This window comes from Amycolatopsis tolypomycina (assembly GCF_900105945.1).
In the GTDB taxonomy this organism is placed as follows: domain Bacteria; phylum Actinomycetota; class Actinomycetes; order Mycobacteriales; family Pseudonocardiaceae; genus Amycolatopsis; species Amycolatopsis tolypomycina.
The window spans coordinates 5081335-5098759 of record NZ_FNSO01000004.1 but is presented as its reverse complement, the minus strand read 5'-3'; the positions used below and the strand labels follow the sequence as shown (position 1 = coordinate 5098759).

Below are 17425 nucleotides of genomic sequence, written 5' to 3'. Positions count from 1 at the left end.
GCACCAGTGACGTCTCCTATGCTGGCGTTAGCGACGCTTAAGGCTGGAGGTTGCCGTGCTCGACGCCCACCGCCTGGCCGTGCTGGCCGAGGTCGCGCACGCCGGCTCGATCGCCGCGGCCGCCCAGGCGCTTTCCTTCACGCCGTCCGCCGTCTCGCAGCAGGTGGCCAAGCTGGAACGCGACGTCGGCGCCCGCCTGCTGCACCGCCACGCCCGCGGCGTCACGCTCACCCCGGCCGGGGAGGCGCTGCTCGTCCACGCCGAGGCGATCGTCGGGGAGCTGCGCTTGGCCGAGCGGACGGTCCGGGCGCTGCTCGACGAGGAGCTGACGGTGGGCACGTTCGCGAGCGCGGGCATGACCCTGGTGCCTGCCGCGCTCGCCGAGTTCCGCCGCGACCACCCCGGGGTGGCGCTGCGGCTGCTGGACCTCGAGCCGCCCGACGGGTACGGCCTGGTCAGCTCCCGCGACCTCGACCTGCTGATCACCCACCGCTATCCCGGCGCGCCGCTGCCGGACCCGCGCGGTCTCGAACGCACGCTGCTGCGCTCGGAACGCTTCCGGCTGATCCTGCCGCAGGGCCACCCGAAGGCCCGCGCCCGCCGGCTCACGCTGCGGGAGCTGGCCGCGGAGGACTGGATTTCCGGCAGCCCCGGCGTGCCCAACCGCGCCTGCCTGGAGGAGCTCGCCGGCACTGCGGGCGTCCGGCTGCGGGTGGCGTACGAAACCCGGGACTACCAGGTGATCGTGGCGCTGGTCGAGGCCGGGCTGGGCATCGCGTTCGTGCCGGAGAGCGTGCTCGACCGGGTGGGCCCGGAACGCGTCGAGGTGCGTGACGCGGCGGACGCGCGGCCGGCGCGGGAGATCTTCCTGGTGCACCACCGGCGGCCGGGAACGCTGGTGACCGAGATGGTGGCGCGGCTCAGCCGGTGACCCGTCCCGCGCTCTCGAACCGCGCCGACGCGGCCCGCAACGCGTCCAGGCACGCCCGCACGGCCCCGCGGTCCTCCTCGCCGGCCCGGCAGATCGCGTGGATCGTGCGAGTCAGCGCCGGGCGCGTGGTCAGGATGCGGACGCCGTCGGGCAGCCGGTCGCGGGCCAGCCGGGGCACCAGCGCCGCGCCGACGTTGCCGGCCACCAGGGCCAGCTGGGTCGGGTACCCGCCGACGGTGCAGCTGATCCGCGGCTCCAGCCGCTGCTTGCGCAGCACCTGCACCAGCCACTCGTAACAGCCGGACCCGGCGCTCCAGCCGATCCACGGCAGGTCGTCCACTTCGGACAGATCGACCGCCTTGCGGTGGGCCAGCCGGTGCCCGGCGGGCAGGGCGAGGTCGGCGACGTCGGAGAACAGCTCGATCCGCGTCGTCGACGGCGGGAGCACCGTCGGGCGGTCGTTCCAGCTCTCCAGCACGGCGACGTCGAGGTCGCCTGCCAGCACGCGGGGCATCGTCTGCTCGGCCTCGCCCTCGTGCAGGGTCACCGCCAGCCGCGGGTGCTGGGCGGCGAGGGCGGCCAGCGCGGGCGGCAGCAGCGCGTGCACCGTCGTCGGGATCGCGCCGATCCGCAGCGGCCCGATGACGTCCTCGCGCAGCAGCTCCAGGTCCGCCTTCGCCGCGGCGACCTGGGCGAGGATCCGCTCCGCGTGCCCGGCCAGCACCTGGCCCGCCTTCGTCAGCCGGACGCCGCGCCCGCGCGGCTCCAGCAGTGGCTGGCCGGCCTCCCGCTCCAGCTTCGCCAGCTGCTGCGACACCCCGGACGGCGTGACGTGCAGGGCGCCGGCCGCCGCGGCGACCGAGCCGTGGGTCGCGACGGCGTGCAGCGCCCGCATCCGCTCGAGTCCGAACACGGTAGGAATGCTACCGGGTTCCAGGCAGAAACATTCGCTTGTTCTTGACAGTCGGCGCTCGCACGCTGGAGATGTGCTCACGACCGTCCCCGCGCCGACGTCCACCCACCGCTTCGACCCGCGGCTGCTCGCCGCGCTCGGCAGCTTCTGCATCTCGCTGTCGTCGGTTTTCATCAAGGTTTCGCACGTCAGCGGCAGCACGAGCGCGTTCTGGCGCTGCCTGTTCGCGCTGCCGGTGCTGCTCCTGCTCGCCGGGAGGGAACGGCGCCGGAGCCCGGTGTCCCGTCGCCGCGTGCTCTTCCCGCTGCTGGCCGGCGCCGGACTCGGCCTGGACTTCGTGCTCTGGGGCGAGGCGATCCCGCGGGTCGGCGCCGGTATCGCGACCGTGCTCCTCGCCGTGCAGGTGGTGATCGTGCCGCTGCTGGCGTTCGCGTTCCTGGCCGAACGGCCGTCGAAGCGGTTCCTCGCCGCGGTGCCCGTGCTGCTCGGCGGGATCGTGCTGGCCGGCGGGTTCGCCGGCACCGGCTCGTTCGGCCCGGACCCGGTCACCGGCGCCGTCGCGGCCCTGCTCGCCGGCGCCGGGTACGCCGGTTACCTCTTCCTGATCCGGCTCAGCGGCCGCACCGGCACGCAGGCGCACTCGCTGGTGCTGGCCACGGTGTCCGCCGGGGTGGTCGCGGTCGTGCTCGGCGTCCCGACCGGCACGCTCGACCTGACGCCGGGCTGGCCGGAGCTCGGCTGGCTGCTCGCGCTGGCCGGGATCGGCCAGCTGGCGGGCTGGCTGCTCATCTCCGCCGCACTGCCGCGGATGTCCGCCACCACCGGGGCGACGCTGATGCTGCTGCAGCCGGTCGGCGCCGTGCTGCTCGGCATCGGCCTGCTCGGCGAGACGCCCGGGTGGGCGCAGCTGATCGGGTGCGCGGGAGTCGTCGCCGCGGTCTGCTTCGCCGGCGGCGGAAGATCTGCGCGCACCGACCTTCCCGGCTAACGTCGCGGGCATGCGGGTGCTGGTGGCGGGGGCGTCGGGGTTCGTCGGCAGCCGCCTGTGCCCGGCGCTGGAGGCGGCCGGCCACGAGGTGCTCGCGATGACCCGCCACCCCGCGAAGTACCGTGGCGCCGGGAAAGCCGTCCGCGGCGACGTCGCCGACGTCGGTTCCCTGCGTGACGCGCTCAAGGGCGTCGAAGCCGCCTACTACCTCGTGCATTCACTCGACAGTGCGGACTTCAAGCGCCGTGACGCCGACGCCGCGCGGGCCTTCGCGAGAGCCGGAGCGGGCCTGCGCCGGATCGTCTACCTCGGCGGGCTCGGCGACGACGACGATGCGCTGTCGGAGCACCTGGCCAGCCGCCGCGAGGTCGAGCGGCTGCTGGGGGAGACCGGCGTGCCGGTGACGGTGCTGCGCGCCGGCATCGTGATCGGCCACGGCGGCACGTCGTGGGAGCTCACCCGGCAGCTGGTCGAGCACCTGCCGGCGATGGTGACCCCGCGCTGGGTGGACACGCGCACCCAGCCGATCGCCGTCGCCGACGTCGTCCGCTACCTGGTCGGCGTCCTCGACCACCCGGAGGCCGCCGGGCGGACGTTCGACATCGGCGGCCCGGAAGTGCTGGCGTACCGGGACATGCTGCAGCGGGTGGCGGCGATCGAGGGCAGGCCGTTGCTCATCCTGCCGGTGCCGCTGCTGTCGCCGCGCCTGTCGTCGTACTGGCTTTCGCTGGTGACGGACATCGACGTCACCACCGGCCGGGCGCTGATCGACTCGATGACCAACGAGGTCGTCGTCCGCGACGACGCGATCCGCCGGATCGTCGAGTTCGAGCCGATGGGGTACGACGAAGCGGTTCTGCAGGCACTCGGCGAGCGGGCGAAGAGCAGGCGGCCGGCGTGAAGCCGGTCCTCGCCGCGGTGACCGCCGCCGGGTCCGGGCTGCTCGGCGCGTCACTGGCCAGCCGCCCCGGATCACGCCGGTTCCACGCGCTCACGGCGTCGGTCGCGGCGACGTGGCTCGCCGGGGCCCGGGCGGCCGGACCGGTGCCGCGGGGCCGCCGGGACGTCGTCCAGCCGGTGGCCGCGGGCGCCGCCGCGTTCGGCGTGTTCCACGGGTGCGCGCTGGTGGCCCGCCGCATCCCGCCGCTGCGCCGGGCGATCACCGGCGTGCTCGACCACGCCCACCGCGGGCCGACGGCCACGGTGGCGGCGACGACGTTGCTCACGGGCGCGGCGGAAGAGGTGTTCTTCCGCGGCGCGCTCTACGACGCGTCGGGCGCGAGGGTTTCCACGGCGGTGTACGTGCTTTCCACGACGGCGACCCGGAATCCCGCGCTGGTGCTGGCCTCGGCGGTGATGGGCACGCTGTTCGCGTGGCAGCGCGGCCGGTCGGGCGGGGTGCAGGCGCCGCTGCTGACGCACGTGGTGTGGTCGGCGCTGATGCTGGCGTTCATGCCGCGCCTCTTCCCGCCCGAAACGCTCGACTCGCCCGGTGTGGGCACGCCAGGATGACTCCTGTGCGGATCCTCCTCGCGGCTGTCGCCGCTCTCGTCCTCGCCGGGTGCCAGGCCGAGGTGCCCGGCCGAGCTTCCGCGGACGGATTCGTCGTGAAGGACGCGACGCGGCTGCGGTTCCGCCCGGTGCTGACCGAGCTGCCGCCCGGGCCGCCGGCCGGCGCGCCGGGGCAGCGGCAGAGCACGGACCCCGCCACGCAGGAGGCCGCGGCGCGCGCACTCGACTGCGAGCCGGGCACGCCGGACGCCCTCGACGGCCGTGACGACCCCGCCCTCCCGCTGGTCAGCTGCGACCCGACGCAGGGCGCGCGGTACGTCCTCGGCCCGGCCTTCCTCAGCGGCGCGGACGTCGGCTGGGTGGAGGCCCGGCTCGACCCGGCGACCGGAAGCGCCCTCGTGGCCTTGAACTTCACCGCCGCCGGGGCGCGGACCTGGGCGGAGTGGACCGGGGGCAACGTCGGCAAGCAGGTCGCGATGGTCGTGCGGAGCCGGGTCCTCACCGCGCCGCAGATCCAGTCCGCCATCACCGACGGCGTCACCCAGATCACCGGGAAGTTCACCATGCCGGAAGCACAGCAGCTGGCGAAGGACATCGCCGGCGCCTGACGGCTCAGCAGGGCCGCGTCTCCCGGCAGGCCTCCACGGCCGTCTTGCTGCTCGCCTGCTGCAACAGCGTGTAGAGCGTCTCCCGCTGCTCGTCGCTCAACCCGCTGAACACCTCGTCCTCGACCGCGGCCAGCGCGAATTCGGCGCGCGCCAGCAGCTTCGCGCCGACGTCGGTCAGCTCGACCAGGTGACGCCTTCGGTCGGCGGGTGACCGGCGGCGCTCGATCAGGTTCTCGGTCTCCAGCTCGTTGAGCAGGGTGACCACGTTCGTGCTGTCCATCTCGAGGATCTTCGCCAGGTCCTGCTGCGAGCTGCCGCCGGCGTCGCGCAGCACGGTGAGGGCGATCAGGTGGCGCGGCCGCAGGCCGAGCGGGGCCAGCACCGACTCGCTGCGCAGCCGCAGCCGGCGCGCGAGGTGGTCGACCAGCGCGCCGCAGCGGTGCGGGGGCTGGTTGACGACCGGGAGCGAGGTCATGTGCCCAGTATATGGGCAGACTGATGGTCGATGTGCTATCAATAGTTTGTCACACACCAACGATCTATGGACGGCTAACGACATGGCTCATCTCCTGCACATCGACTCGAGCATCCAGGGCGACGCCTCGGTGAGCCGGCGGCTCAGCGCGCGGGCGGCGGCCGCGTGGCGGTCGGCGCACCCCGACGGCACGGTCACCTACCGCGACCTGGGGGTGGATCCGCTCCCGCACTTCGACGCGGCGGGCGGCCTCGCCAGTCAGGTGGCCCCCGATCAGCACACGCCGGAGCAGGCGGCGACCTGGGCGCGGATCGTCGAGGTGGTCAACGAGGTGAAGGCGGCCGACACCGTGCTGCTGGGCCTGCCGCTGTACAACTTCGGCCCGCCGAGCAGCGTCAAGACGTGGGTCGACCACCTCATCGCCCCGGGGCTCTCCGTCGACCAGGAGACCTACACCGGCCTGCTCGGCGGCCGCGAGTTCGTCGTGCTGGCCAGCCGGGGCGGCGGCTACGGCGAAGGCACGCCCCGCGCGGGCTGGGACCACGCCCAGCCGTGGCTGCCGCACGGCCTTTCCCTGACCGGCCTCGAGCCGCGCTTCATCACCGCGGAGCTGACGCTCGCGCCGGTCCGGCCGCCGATGGCGGACCTCGTCCCGCTCGCCGAGGAGAGCCTCGCGGCCGCGGAACGCGCCATCGACGAGCTGTGGGCACCCGCCCGGGTCTGAAGCCGGGTCAGGAGTCCGCGGCGGCAGGCCCGATGTCGAGGAGCTGTTCGAAGAACCCGCCGATGCCCAGCTCCCGGTCCACGAGGTGCACCTCGAGGATCCAGTGCGACACCTGCCCGGTGCGGTCCGGCCGCCGCATCGGGCCGTCGCTGCCGGGGGCGATGTAGGAGTCGATGCGGGCGCCGTCGATCGTCTCGTGCGGGAACTGCCCCACGAGGTGACCGGCGATCTCGCCGCCGAACTCCCAGCCCGCCTCGCGCGCCAGCGCCACCATGTGCGCGTACAACTCGGCACCCGTGATGTCCGGCCGCGCGGCGAAGTACGCGCGGCCGGCGTCGAACACCGGCGGCAGGGTGTCGCGCAGCCGGTGCTTGACCGGGTCGTCGCCCAGCACGAACGTCCGCCCGAAGTCCGCCTCGAACTCCTCGAAGATCGGGCCGAAGTCGGCGAACACGATGTCGTCGGCGGCCAGGACCCGGTCCGGCGGGTTCTCGCGGTACGGCCGCAGCGTGTTGACCCCCGCCCGGACGATCCGCTTGTGCCAGTACCGGCGGATGCCCAGCAGGTCACCGGCCAGGTCGCGGATCGCGTCGCTCGCCTCGGTCTCCCGGACCCCCGGGGCGAGGATGCCGCGCTCGGCCACCGCCGCGAACAGCTCGACCGCCTTCGCCTGCGCGTCGAGCAGCCGTTCGACGCGCAGTGCCTCGTCCTCGAGCAGCTCACCCATGGCCCCGACGGTAGCAACGCCCGGGCCGGGCGGTACCGTGCCGCGGCGGGCGGACTGACGTGGTGCGGCACGGGCCGCGCCGGGGCGAGGAAGGTCGGGTTTGAGCGCGCACACCTCCCAGATGGACGACATCCGGCTCGTCGCGCAGCCCAGCGCGCTGCCGGTCACCGAGCTGTTCGTCCGCCTGATTCTCACCGACTGGTCCCTGCTGCCGATGCTGGAGCAGGTGACAGCCACCGCGAAACGGCTGGTCGGAGCCGTGATCGACGCCAGCGACCCGAAGGCGCCGGCCTTCGTCACGCTGCGGCTGCGGCTTCGCGCCGAAGTGCTTTCGATCGAGGTCGACGACGACGTGCCCGGCCGCCCGGACACCCCGGCCCGGCCCGGCGAGCGGCTGGGCGTCTCGCCCGCCGACGGCGGCGGCCGCACCACCTGGTGCGAACTGCCGCTGCCGGGCGGGATGACCGCGCGCCAGGTGCGCCTGCCGCGGCGCCAGGACCGCCGGACGCTCGTCGACGAGCCCGTCTCCGGCGATCCGGTGGCCGCCGACCCCGAGGTCCTGGAACGCCTGCTGACCCGGCTGAGCGGCTGGTCCGGCCAGAGCTGAACCCGGTCGCCCGCGCGTCCGTGCATCCAGGCAGGGGCCGACGTGGACGCGAGGAGGCAGCCGCCGTGCGGATCGTGATCGCGGAGGACGACACCCTGCTGCGCGAAGGGCTGGTCCTGCTCCTGGGCAGCGAGGGTTTCGAGGTCGTCGCCGCCGTCGACCACCCGGACGACCTGGTGACGTCGGTCGAGACCGTGGCACCGGACCTGGCCGTCGTCGACGTCCGGATGCCGCCGACGTTCACCGACGAAGGGCTCCGGGCCGCCCTCGAAGCCCGGCGCCGGGTGCCGGGACTGGCGATCCTCGCGCTGTCGGCGTTCGTCGAAGACGGCTACGCGGGCGACCTCCTGGCCGCGGGCGGCGGGGGCGCCGGATACCTGCTCAAGGAGCGCGTCGGCAAGCCCGAGGAGTTCCTCGACGCCCTCCGGCGCGTCGCCGCCGGCGGCACGGTCCTCGACCGGGACGTGGTCGCGGTCCAGTTGGCCCGGCCCCGGCCGGGCGACCCGGTGGCGACGCTCACCGCCCGCGAGCGCGAGGTCGTGGCGCTGCTGGCGGAAGGGCACTCGGTGCCGACGATCGGGCGGCTGCTCGGCATCGGCACCACCGCGGCCCGGCAGCACGCCGGGGACGTCAGCACGAAGCTGCGCGTCCCCGACGGCGCCCAGGCGATGCTCAGCTACCTGCGGGCGTGAGGACCTCGGCCTGCTTTTCGCGGTACTTGGCCACGTTGGCGAGCTTGACGTCCTCATAGCCGCGGACGAGGTCGGGCAGCTCGGCCAGGGCCCGCGTCTTCTCGACCTCCCCGGCCCGCAACGCCTCCAGGACCACGGTGCGGTAGTCCTCGATCAGCGCGCGCTCGACCTTGCGCACCTCGGCGCGGCCGAACGGGTCGAAGCGGGTGCCGCGCAGCCTCCGCAGTGCGTGGAGCAGCCGGAACGCCGGCCGGAACCACGGGCCGAGGCTGATCTTGCGGCGCATCCCGAGCGCTCGCAACACGGGCGGGTGCAGCCGGTAGGCGTACGGCGTCCCCACGCCGAACTGCTCCTCGAGGCCGTCGGTGAACGCCGGGTCCAGCGACAGCCGGGCGACCTCGTACTCGTCCTTGTACGCCATCAGCTTGTACAGGTGCTTCGCGACGGCTTCGGTGACCTCCGTCGGCCCGTCCTCCAGCACCCGCACCCGCTCGACGAACTCCGCGTACGCGCGGGCGTAGGCCTTGTCCTGGTAGGCCACCAGGTCGGGGATGCGGATGTCCAGCAGCCGCGCCAGCTCGGAGCCGGGCTCGGCGTGCACCAGGGCTCGCAGCGGGTGCGGCTTCGCCGTCGCGGGCTGCGGAGCCTCTGCCGGGGGCTCGGTGACGAGCAGGCGGCCGCGGCGGAACGCCTGGAGGTTCGCGGCGACCTGCGTGCCGTTCAGCTCGATGGCCCGTTCGATCACCGACGCGGGCAGCGGGATCGCGCCGGTCTGGAAGGCCGCGCCGAGCTGCAGGACGTTGGCGAACTGGTCGTCGTCGAAGAACTGCTCGGCCAGGCTGCGCGCGTCCAGCGACACCGTGCGCGTTGCCGCGGCTTCGATCGGCGCGAGCACGCTGCCGGGGTCCGGGAAGGACACCGTCGTGTCGACGACCATCCGGCCGGTGGGCACCTCGGTCGTCGAGACGACGGCGGTCGTGCGGGCCGGGTCGGCGACTTTCAGGTTCGCCGCGTCGGCGCCGACGAGGGCGTCGCAGGCGAGGTAGAGGTCGCATTCGCCGGCGGCGAGCTTCGGGGCCTGTTCGAGGAGTTCCGCCGTCACCTTCAGGTCGGAGACGACGGCGCCGCCCTTCTGCGCGAGGCCGGTCTGGTCGAGCGTGCGGACGTGCCGCCCGTCGAGGACCGCGGCGGTCGCGAGGATCTGCGTCACGGTGACCACGCCGGTGCCGCCGATCCCGGTGATCCGCACGGTGAAGTCGCGCTTTCCGGTGTTCGGCGCGGGGACGGCGTCGGCGGCCAGTTCGGCGGTCTTGCGGCGCCTCTTCTTCCCGGACGGCACCACGGTGACGAACGACGGGCAGTCCCCGGCCAGGCACGAGTAGTCGACGTTGCACGACGACTGGTGGATCGTGGTCTTGCGGCCGAACTCGGTGTCCACCGGCTGCACGGACAGGCAGTTCGACTTGGTGCCGCAGTCGCCGCAGCCCTCGCAGACGCGCTGGTTGACGACCACCCGCGTCGCGGGCGCGGTCTGCTTGCCCCGACGGCGTTTCCGGCGCTTTTCGGCCGCGCACTCCTGCTCGTGGATCAGCACGGTGACGCCCTTGATCGCGGCCAGTTCCGCCTGCGTGCGCAGGAGTTCGCCGCGGTCGCGGACCTCGACGCCGGCGGGCGGCTTCCGGTGCTTCGCGGGCGTGTCGCTGGTGATCACGACCCGCTTCGCGCCCTCCAGGAGCAGCAGCTGGGCGATCTTCTCGACGGGCAGCCCGCCGACCGCGTCCTGGCCGCCGGTCATCGCCACGGCGGAGTTGTAGAGCAGCTTGTAGGTGATGTTGACGCCGGCGGCGACCGCCGCGCGCACGGCGAGGCTGCCGGAGTGGGTGAAGGTGCCGTCACCGATATTCTGGACGAAGTGCTCGGCCTCGACGAACGGCGCCATGCCGATCCACTGCGTGCCCTCGCCGCCCATCTGCGTCACGCCGAGCACGGTGCCGACCTGGTCGGGCTCCATGAACAGGGCCATGGTGTGGCAGCCGATGCCGCCGCCGACCAGCGTGCCTTCCGGGACCTTCGTCGAGGAGTTGTGCGGGCAGCCCGAGCAGAAGTACGGCGTGCGGGCGAGCAGCGGCACGGCGATGCGTTCGCGACGGCGCCGGCTCCGGTAGGCGTCGACCTGCGGAATGCCCGCGGGCAGCCGTTTCGCCAGCCCGGTGGCGATGCCGTCCGGGTCCAGCTCGCCCAGCTCGGTGAACAGCGTGCGGCCGTCGAGGTCCTTCTTTCCGGTGATCTTCGGGGCGTTCGCTCGTCCGTACAGGATTTCCTTGAGTGCGAGTTCGACGAAGGCGCGCTTCTCCTCGACGACGATGATCTCGTCGAGGCCCTCGGCGAACTCACGGACGATCGTGGGCTCGACGGGGTGGATCGCGCCGAGCTTGAGGATGCGGATGCCGTGGGGTTCGGTGTCCAGGCCGAGGATGCGCAGGGCCTGCTGGAGGTCCAAGTAGGACTTGCCGGCGGTGACGATGCCGATCCGGTCGGCCGGTCCTCGGGCGGTGATCCGGTTGATCCCGCTCGCGCGCAGGTAGTCGAGGACCAGCGGGAGCCGGACGGTGAAGAGGCTGCGTTCCAGCTCGGCGAGGCTGGTGCCGAGCAGCCGTGACGTCGGCTGGTGCCGGTAGCCCTTCTCGATCCGGGGCGGGTTCCACTGTGGACTGACGGTGGCGGTGCCGGAGGCGTCGGCGACGTTGGCGACGATCTTCAGCGACGCCCACAGTCCGCTGGCCCGCGACAGCTCGACGGCGTGCATCCCGAGGTCGAGGACGTCCTGGGCGTCGGCGGGGAAGAGCACCGGGATGGCGAGGTCGGCGAGGGCGAGCTCGGACGCGCAGGGGACGGTGGAGGACTTCGCGTTCGGGTCGTCGCCGACGAGCGCGACCGCGCCGCCCCGCGGATCGGTCCCGGCCAGGTTGGCGTGGCGGAGGGCGTCGGAGGCGCGGTCGAGGCCGGGTGCCTTGCCGTACCAGAAGCCGGTGACGCCGCGGTTCGCGCCGGCCCCCGCGACGAGCTGGCTGCCCATGACCGACGTCGCGGCGAGTTCCTCGTTGAGCCCGGGCCGGTGGACGACGTCGTGCTTCTCCAGCAGTGTCGCGCGGCGCCCGAGCTCGAGGTCGTAGCCGGCCAATGGCGAGCCCTCGTAGCCCGAGACGAAGACGGCGGGGTCGCCCCCGCGGGCGCGGTCGTGGCGGACGCGGTCGAACAGCAGCCGGACCAGGGCCTGGACCCCGGTCAGGTGCACGGTCCCCGCTTCCCGCAGGTAACGGTCCTCCAGCGTGAACGTCTCCACGGCGCGCTCCCTTCGTCGGAGGCACGATGCGACGTGGGCCACAGTGGCGCAACAGGCATGCCTGTTGCGCGGTCTTGAACGCAAAATTCCCCGGGTTGTGTCGCTATTTGGCCTTCTTCTTTGCGTCTAGGCTGGGGCGCATGCCCGAAGAGCTGCTCGACGCCACCGACCACGAGATCCTCGGCCTGCTCCGCGAGGACGCCCGCCGCACGCTGTCCGACATCGCGGGCCGGGTGACGCTGTCGACGGCGGCGGTCAAGCGCCGCATCGACCGGCTGCGGGAGAGCGGGGTGATCACCGGGTTCACGGTCCAGGTCGACCACGCGAAGCTGGGCTGGGGCATCGAGGCGTTCACGGAACTGAGGTTCGTGGGGAATACGAAGGTGGCGGAGATCCTCCGCACGACAACGCGGATGCCCGAGGCCCAGGCGGTGTTCACGATCGCGGGCGACCCGGACGCGCTGGTGTGGCTGCGGGTCCGCGACATGGCGCACCTGCAGAAGACGATCGACGAGATCCGCCGGCACCACCAGGTGACGGGCACGAAGACGTTGATCGCCCTCGAGTCATGGTCCCGGTAGCCGTATCGCTGGCGCAGCGGCCCGATCTCGCCGATGCGGTGTACGCGATTCCTTATCCGCCGGGCTCGCCGCGGTTCATGGCGGGCAGCCTGACGAGCTTGCTGGTGCGCGGTCGTCGCGTGGCGCGGTTGTGGCCGCACTTGGTCGTGGCGTTGGTGGAAGACGCTGTGCCTGTCGCGCGGGGGATCATGGTGCCGTTCCGCAGCCGTTCGGTGTTGCCGGACCTCGGCTGGGACGCGGTCGCCGTCTGGGCGGCCGAGGACGCGCTCGACGGTGTTGCTCCGGATACCGCTTGTGGTTTGGAGATCGCCGTGCATCCCGCGTGGCAGGGACGGGGGCTGTCTTCCGTTGTCCTGGCGGCCATGCGGGACGCGGTTGCTGATTCCGGTCTTGCGTCGCTGGTGATTCCGGTGCGTCCGCCGGACAAGGCTTTGGTGCCTGGTTTGTCCATGAAGGAGTATGCGCGCTCGGTTCGTTCGGACGGGTTGCCTGAGGATCGGTGGTTGCGTACCCATGTCCGGGCTGGAGGGCGGATCGAGGGCGTTGCTTCGTGTTCCGCGACCGTGCAGGCGCCGTTGGCCGACTGGCGGCGGTGGACCGGGTTGCCCTTTGATCGTGGTGGTGGCGTTGTTGTTGCCGGGGCTCTTGCGCCGGTGCTTGTGTCTACTTTGGACGACTTTGCGGTGTACGTGGAGCCCAATGTGTGGGTGTCTCATCGGGTGACTCGGGATTCTTGCCCGATCGAGTGATGCCTGTGTGTTCGATGGTCGGTAGCTTGGAGGTATGACCGACAACGCGGCAGTGACTGCTCTCGGTGCCCGCATCCTCGCCCACCTGGCTCCCGACGGTTCCGCCCCGGATGACACCGAGCCGGTGGCGCCGGCGCGGGAGGTGTTCCTGCGCCGCAAAAGAACCGGGGTGTGGGAGCTGAGCGGCCGGTTCGACGACGAGACCGGCACCCGCGCCAGTGCGTTGCTCGATGCCTTGGCCGAGCGCCGCACTGGCGACGACGGCCCCGACTTCCGCGCCACCCCACAACGCTGCGGCGAAGCCGGAACCATGACCGCAGCCGAGGCCCGGGTGCATGCCTGTGATGCCATGGTCATCCCCGCAGTCCTGGGCGAGAACAGCGAACCCCTCAACCTCGGCCGGCCGACCGCCCCGCACTCACCGCAAGTCCAGCCGGCGCTACCGAAGCCGCTTCCTCGGAACAAACCCGCCCCGCAGCGAACCAGCACTTCCGGCGCCCTCGGTCAGCACGAGCCGCCCAGCGGGCCGGTCCCGCCCATCGAACTAGCCCCGCAACAGCACTCCCGAGCTGCGTTCGCGCTCGAAGAACGTCTCCGGCCACTCGATCGAATCCGGCGGCGCATCGATCGCCGATGCGCGACGTCGAAGCTCCGTCAGGTACTCCGTGTCCAACACCGCCCGAGCCGACAACGGCTCGCGCACCAACAGATCCGCCGGCCCCTCGTACATATACGCGTCCACGCCCGGATACCCCCGGGTGCCCGGCGGATAGTCCCGGTTCACCGGGAAGTACGTCGTCTCCAGCGAACCCAGCCACGAACCCTGCACCGGCACCAAAGCCGGCCACCGACCCAACCGCTGCTCCAGGCGCGCGTTGTCCGAGGTGAACCCCCGGTGGTCCGCGATCACATACGCCGCCCCCGGGTACTCGCGCTCCAGCTGGGCCACCGCCGCGCTTCCTCCGTTGTGCGTCAAATGACCCAAGCCGAACAGCATCAAGACCTTGCGATTTCGCTGCAGCACCTGGGTTTTCACCACCGACGTGATCGAGGCGTCGCGGTCCAGGAACGGCTCCAGGTCCGCCGGGGTGTGGACCCGGCTCCAGTCGATCGGCGGATCACCGGCCAGCACGCGGATCTTCCGCGAAGAAGGCAGTGTCGTGTTGACCTGCCGGATCAACGCGAACAGTTGCTCGTAAAACGTCGAGAAGCCGCAGCTCGGCTGCGTCGTGTCGCGCCACACGTGGCTGATCTCCGGGACCGCTGCCCCGAAAATGTACGCGTCCAGCAACGGCTGGAGGCGCGCGTTGCCGCACTCGACCGCCACGTCGTTCACCCGGCCCGGGAACCGGGGGTCGCGGATCAGGTCGAACACGAACGTTCCCACGTCCGGGCTGGACTTCGCCACTATCGCGTGGCTGTCGAACGCCGCGAGCAGCGCGCCCGCCGGGTCGGGGCGTTGCGGGGCCGCGTCCGCCGGTGAGACCAGCAGGGCCGCGGCCGCGAGCACGGCCATCAAGAGTCGCATCGAAGCTCCTCGGCTAGTTTCCCCACTGTCCTACGACTGTAAGACAACTCGGCCAGCATTCAGGGCCTGCTGGACCGTGTCAAGGCTGGGTCAGTGGCGGAACGCCTCCGCCAGCCACCACGATCCGCCGTCGTCGGCGATCTTGGCGTCGATCACCAGCGGCGCCGAACGCGGTCCCGCAAGCCATTCGCGCACCGCCGGCAGATCACCCGGCGACCGCACCGTGATGCCCGTGCAGCCGAAGCCGCGGGCGATCGCCGCCAGGTCCGAGTCCGGGAAGCGGACCGTCGTCATGTCCGCGTCGCCGAAGTGGTGGATCTCCGCTCCGTACGCCGCGTCGTTGTAGACGATCACCACCAGCGGCAGGCCCAGGCGGACCGCCGTGTCCAGTTCGGACAGTGCCATGTGGAAACCGCCGTCGCCCGTGCCCAGTACCGGCAGGCGGTCCGGGCGGGCCAGTGCCGCCCCGATCGCCGTGCCCAGGCCCAGGCCGATGCTCTGGAACGCCTGCGTGAAGCAGAACCCCTGCTCGTCGGGGACCGACAGGTACGCGCTCGGGTAGCCCATGAAGTTGCCCGAGTCGATCGAGACGATCCGCTCGGCCGGGAGCAGCTCGTCCAGGAGCCTGCTCAACGTCCGCGGGTCGATCCGGCCGTCGCCGGACAGGTCCTCGTACAAGACGTCGTTCCAGCGGCCGGCCGCGATCCGGGCCGCCACCTCGTCCGTGCGGTAGCCCGGGCGCGCGGGGGTCAGGGCGAGGACGTCCGACACGGTGCACGCGACGTCGCCGACCACGCCCAGGTCGTTCGGGCGGTGGGCGCCCAGCGCCGCCTGCTCGACGTCGACCTGGGCCAGCTTGGCGTGCGGGCTGAGCAGCTTGCCGTGGCGGGTCGTCCACATGTTCAGCGCGCACCCCCAGCCGACGACCAGGTCGGCGCCCACGATCAGCTCGGCCGCCGCCGGGGACGCGAAGCCGCCCGAGATGCCCAGCGCGAACGGGTCGCCTTGGAACAGGCCGTGCGCCACGGCGGACGTCGCCAGCAGCGCACCGCACCGCGCGGCCAGCTCCCGCAGCACGTCGCCACTCGAACGGGCGCCCCGGCCGGCGATGAACACCGGCCGCTCGGCAGCCGCCAGCAGGTCCGCCAACGCGGCCGCCGACGCGGCGTCCGGCCGCACCGCGGCGGGCCCGGCCAACTCGGCCGACAACGCGGCCGCCGAGGCGGCGTCCGGCCGCACCGGGGCGGCCCCGGCCACCACCGGCAGCGCGGGCAAGTCGGGCGCCGGCGCCGCCTGGACGTCGAGGGGCAGGTTCAGCACCACCGTCCGGCGCTGCTGGTGCGCCGTCCGGAACGCCCGGACCGTGTCGGCCACCGCGCTCGCGGCCGAGTGCACGCGCTCGGGCACCGCGCCGACCGCCGTGGCCAGGCCGTCCTGGTCGATGCGGAAGTTCGACAGCACCGACGCGCCCGCCGAGTCCGCCGTGAGCACCAGCAGCGGCGTCCGGCTCTTGGCCGCTTCGGTGATCCCGGTGACGGCGTTGGTCAGGCCGCAGCCCTGGTGCAGCGACAGCACCGACACCTTGCCGCTGATCCGGGCGTAGGCGTCGGCCATGCTCGCCGCGCCGCCCTCGTGGCGGGCCGCGACGAACCGGACGCCGCCCGCGCGCAGCGCGTTCGTCACCTCGAAGTTGCCGCTGCCCACCACGCCGAACGCCGGGCCGGCGCCGAGGCCGGCCAGTGTCCGGCCGACCAGTTCGGCGACGTTCACCGCTCCACCAGGGCCAGCACCCGGGCGGGACTGCCCGAGCCGCCGACGATCGGCAACGGGGAAACCACCAGCAGCACGCCGGTCGGCGGCAGGGTCGCGAGGTTCTGCAGCTGCGTCAGGCCGTGCTTGCCCGCGCCCAGCAGCAGTTCGTGGCAGGGGAACATCGGCTCCAGGCCGGGCGCCTGACCCGCGTCCGTGCCGACCGTCTCGACGCCGAGCCCGGTGATCGGCGTTTCCTCGGCGAGCCACCGCGCGCAGTCGGGGGACACGCCCGGGGTGTGCGAGCCGGTTTCGTCGGCGTTGAGGAACTCCTCCTGGTCGCCGCTGCGGGTGTCCCAGCCGGTGCGGTACAGCAGCCAGCCGCCGTCGGGCAGGGGCCCGTGCTCCGCCGTCCACGCCCGGACGTCGTCGACCGAGAGCAGGAAGTCCGGGTCCTCGGCCGCCCGCGCCGAGAAGTCGAGCACGACCGCGGGCGCCACCAGCGTCTCCAGCGGCACCTGCGAGACGTCGTGACCGTCCTTTCCGGACAGCCAGTGCACCGGGACGTCCAGGTGGGTGCCGGTGTGCTCGCCGGTGTGGATGTCGTTCCAGTACCACCGCGGGCCGCGCTCGTCGTAGCGGCTGATCTCCTCCAGCCGGAACGGGATCGTGTTGGCGAACGGTTCCGGCAGCCGCAGGATCGGCGTGCTCGAGCTCAGGGGCGCGGTGAGGTCGACGATCTCGACCGCCCCGCCCGCGATCGCCTTGCTCAGCCCGTCCAACAACGACATGCCTGCCTCCCGGTGCCGGTGTGCGTCTCGATCGAGAACTCTATGCCTTGACAGCCGGGCGCCGTCAGGTGTTGTCTTAATGTCGTAAGACAATAGGAGGGTGGGCAGGGTGATCGAGTTCGTGCTCGACGGCCGTTCCCGGGTGGCCACGTACATGCAGCTCGTCGTCCAGGTGAAGCAGGCGCTGCGCGTCGGCCTCCTGCGGCCCGGCGACCAGCTGCCGAAGGTGCGGGACGTGGCCGAGGCGCTGGCGATCAACCCGAACACCGTGCTCAAGGCCTACCGCGAGCTGGTGCTGGAGGGGCTCGCCGAAGGCCGCCCGGGGGTGGGCACGTTCGTCACCGGCAGCCTGGCCGGGCCCTCGCTGGGCCACCAGGGACAGCTGCGCGACGAGCTGAAGACCTGGCTGGAGCGCGCCGAAGCCGCGGGGATGTCGCCCGACGACATCGCCGCCCTCATCGAAACCACGATCCGCGGCACCCGGGTGCCGCACGACCTGTCGTAGGG

The 17425-nt window shown here is 72.6% G+C and carries 18 protein-coding genes; 11 read left to right on the top strand and 7 right to left on the bottom strand.

Features of this window, described 5'->3' with window-relative positions:
* Nucleotides 1–55: 55 nt before the first annotated feature.
* Nucleotides 56–931: a LysR family transcriptional regulator gene (locus BLW76_RS32810; protein ID WP_143060730.1), complete on the top strand. Its 876-nt coding sequence runs from the start codon at nucleotides 56–58 to the stop codon at nucleotides 929–931.
* Here BLW76_RS32810 and BLW76_RS32805 read toward each other — a convergent pair.
* Complete coding sequence (locus BLW76_RS32805) at nucleotides 921–1844, bottom strand: LysR family transcriptional regulator (RefSeq protein ID WP_091314744.1); 924 nt, start codon at nucleotides 1842–1844, stop codon at nucleotides 921–923. The two genes, BLW76_RS32810 and BLW76_RS32805, sit on opposite strands and share 11 nt — an antisense overlap.
* A 73-nt stretch (nucleotides 1845–1917) precedes the next feature.
* On the opposite strand from BLW76_RS32805, the gene BLW76_RS32800 reads away from it, so the two are divergent.
* The 4 genes from BLW76_RS32800 to BLW76_RS32785 are packed head-to-tail and all read left to right on the top strand — an operon-like array spanning nucleotide 1918 to nucleotide 4952.
* Nucleotides 1918–2832, top strand: a complete 915-nt coding sequence (locus BLW76_RS32800; RefSeq protein ID WP_091314741.1) for a DMT family transporter — start codon at nucleotides 1918–1920, stop codon at nucleotides 2830–2832.
* Between the two features lie 10 nt (nucleotides 2833–2842).
* Complete coding sequence (locus BLW76_RS32795; protein ID WP_091314738.1) at nucleotides 2843–3733, top strand: NAD(P)H-binding protein; 891 nt, start codon at nucleotides 2843–2845, stop codon at nucleotides 3731–3733.
* Entirely contained in the window at nucleotides 3730–4344 is a 615-nt protein-coding gene (locus tag BLW76_RS32790; RefSeq protein WP_091314736.1) for a CPBP family intramembrane glutamic endopeptidase, read from the top strand. Before BLW76_RS32795 ends, BLW76_RS32790 begins: the two co-directional genes overlap by 4 nt.
* Before the next feature lie 5 nt (nucleotides 4345–4349).
* Entirely contained in the window at nucleotides 4350–4952 is a 603-nt protein-coding gene (locus BLW76_RS32785; protein ID WP_091314733.1) for a SecDF P1 head subdomain-containing protein, read from the top strand.
* 4 nt (nucleotides 4953–4956) lie between these two features.
* Here BLW76_RS32785 and BLW76_RS32780 read toward each other — a convergent pair whose 3' ends face one another.
* Nucleotides 4957–5427: a MarR family winged helix-turn-helix transcriptional regulator gene (locus BLW76_RS32780; RefSeq protein WP_091314731.1), complete on the bottom strand. Its 471-nt coding sequence runs from the start codon at nucleotides 5425–5427 to the stop codon at nucleotides 4957–4959.
* 82 nt (nucleotides 5428–5509) lie between these two features.
* Between BLW76_RS32780 and BLW76_RS32775 the strand changes: the two genes are divergently transcribed.
* On the top strand, nucleotides 5510–6151 hold the full coding sequence (locus BLW76_RS32775; RefSeq protein ID WP_091314728.1) for an FMN-dependent NADH-azoreductase: 642 nt from the start codon (nucleotides 5510–5512) through the stop codon (nucleotides 6149–6151).
* A gap of 7 nt (nucleotides 6152–6158) precedes the next feature.
* On the opposite strand, the gene BLW76_RS32770 is transcribed toward BLW76_RS32775, so the two are convergent.
* Nucleotides 6159–6878, bottom strand: a complete 720-nt coding sequence (locus BLW76_RS32770) for a M24 family metallopeptidase (protein WP_208613442.1) — start codon at nucleotides 6876–6878, stop codon at nucleotides 6159–6161.
* Nucleotides 6879–6978: 100 nt separating this feature from the next.
* On the opposite strand from BLW76_RS32770, the gene BLW76_RS32765 reads away from it, so the two are divergent.
* Nucleotides 6979–7485, top strand: a complete 507-nt coding sequence (locus BLW76_RS32765; protein ID WP_091314726.1) for a histidine kinase — start codon at nucleotides 6979–6981, stop codon at nucleotides 7483–7485.
* A 65-nt stretch (nucleotides 7486–7550) separates the two neighbouring features.
* Nucleotides 7551–8177, top strand: a complete 627-nt coding sequence (locus tag BLW76_RS32760) for a response regulator (protein ID WP_091314723.1) — start codon at nucleotides 7551–7553, stop codon at nucleotides 8175–8177.
* Here BLW76_RS32760 and BLW76_RS32755 read toward each other — a convergent pair.
* Complete coding sequence (locus BLW76_RS32755; RefSeq protein WP_091314720.1) at nucleotides 8158–11520, bottom strand: indolepyruvate ferredoxin oxidoreductase family protein; 3363 nt, start codon at nucleotides 11518–11520, stop codon at nucleotides 8158–8160. The two genes, BLW76_RS32760 and BLW76_RS32755, sit on opposite strands and share 20 nt — an antisense overlap.
* A gap of 140 nt (nucleotides 11521–11660) precedes the next feature.
* Between BLW76_RS32755 and BLW76_RS32750 the strand changes: the two genes are divergently transcribed.
* Together BLW76_RS32750 and BLW76_RS32745 are read left to right on the top strand one after the other, a co-directional pair.
* Nucleotides 11661–12101 carry an Lrp/AsnC family transcriptional regulator gene (locus BLW76_RS32750; protein WP_013227655.1) on the top strand — a complete coding sequence of 147 codons (441 nt, stop codon included), beginning with the start codon at nucleotides 11661–11663 and terminating at the stop codon, nucleotides 12099–12101.
* Nucleotides 12089–12850, top strand: a complete 762-nt coding sequence (locus tag BLW76_RS32745; protein WP_091314718.1) for a GNAT family protein — start codon at nucleotides 12089–12091, stop codon at nucleotides 12848–12850. Before BLW76_RS32750 ends, BLW76_RS32745 begins: the two co-directional genes overlap by 13 nt.
* Before the next feature lie 544 nt (nucleotides 12851–13394).
* Here BLW76_RS32745 and BLW76_RS32735 read toward each other — a convergent pair.
* From BLW76_RS32735 to BLW76_RS32725, 3 genes are all read right to left on the bottom strand, one after another.
* On the bottom strand, nucleotides 13395–14378 hold the full coding sequence (locus tag BLW76_RS32735) for a hypothetical protein (protein WP_091314717.1): 984 nt from the start codon (nucleotides 14376–14378) through the stop codon (nucleotides 13395–13397).
* Between the two features lie 90 nt (nucleotides 14379–14468).
* Nucleotides 14469–16148 carry a thiamine pyrophosphate-binding protein gene (locus BLW76_RS32730; RefSeq protein ID WP_091314714.1) on the bottom strand — a complete coding sequence of 560 codons (1680 nt, stop codon included), beginning with the start codon at nucleotides 16146–16148 and terminating at the stop codon, nucleotides 14469–14471.
* On the bottom strand, nucleotides 16145–16918 hold the full coding sequence (locus tag BLW76_RS32725; RefSeq protein ID WP_091314713.1) for a cyclase family protein: 774 nt from the start codon (nucleotides 16916–16918) through the stop codon (nucleotides 16145–16147). The genes BLW76_RS32730 and BLW76_RS32725 overlap by 4 nt, the downstream gene beginning before the upstream one ends.
* A 109-nt stretch (nucleotides 16919–17027) precedes the next feature.
* Here BLW76_RS32725 and BLW76_RS32720 point away from each other — a divergent pair, with 109 nt between their 5' ends.
* Nucleotides 17028–17423: a GntR family transcriptional regulator gene (locus tag BLW76_RS32720; RefSeq protein WP_091314710.1), complete on the top strand. Its 396-nt coding sequence runs from the start codon at nucleotides 17028–17030 to the stop codon at nucleotides 17421–17423.
* Nucleotides 17424–17425: the final 2 nt, after the last annotated feature.

Excerpts from the sequence above, each read along its gene's own strand:
- BLW76_RS32780 (WP_091314731.1), bottom strand. The coding sequence starts at position 5,427 with ATGACCTCGCTCCCGGTCGTCAACCAGCCCCCGCACCGCTGCGGCGCG.
- BLW76_RS32745 (WP_091314718.1), top strand. The coding sequence starts at position 12,089 with ATGGTCCCGGTAGCCGTATCGCTGGCGCAGCGGCCCGATCTCGCCGAT.
- BLW76_RS32725 (WP_091314713.1), bottom strand. The coding sequence starts at position 16,918 with ATGTCGTTGTTGGACGGGCTGAGCAAGGCGATCGCGGGCGGGGCGGTC.
- BLW76_RS32775 (WP_091314728.1), top strand. The coding sequence starts at position 5,510 with ATGGCTCATCTCCTGCACATCGACTCGAGCATCCAGGGCGACGCCTCG.
- BLW76_RS32735 (WP_091314717.1), bottom strand. The coding sequence starts at position 14,378 with ATGCGACTCTTGATGGCCGTGCTCGCGGCCGCGGCCCTGCTGGTCTCA.
- BLW76_RS32750 (WP_013227655.1), top strand. The coding sequence starts at position 11,661 with ATGCCCGAAGAGCTGCTCGACGCCACCGACCACGAGATCCTCGGCCTG.
- BLW76_RS32795 (WP_091314738.1), top strand. The coding sequence starts at position 2,843 with ATGCGGGTGCTGGTGGCGGGGGCGTCGGGGTTCGTCGGCAGCCGCCTG.
- BLW76_RS32770 (WP_208613442.1), bottom strand. The coding sequence starts at position 6,878 with ATGGGTGAGCTGCTCGAGGACGAGGCACTGCGCGTCGAACGGCTGCTC.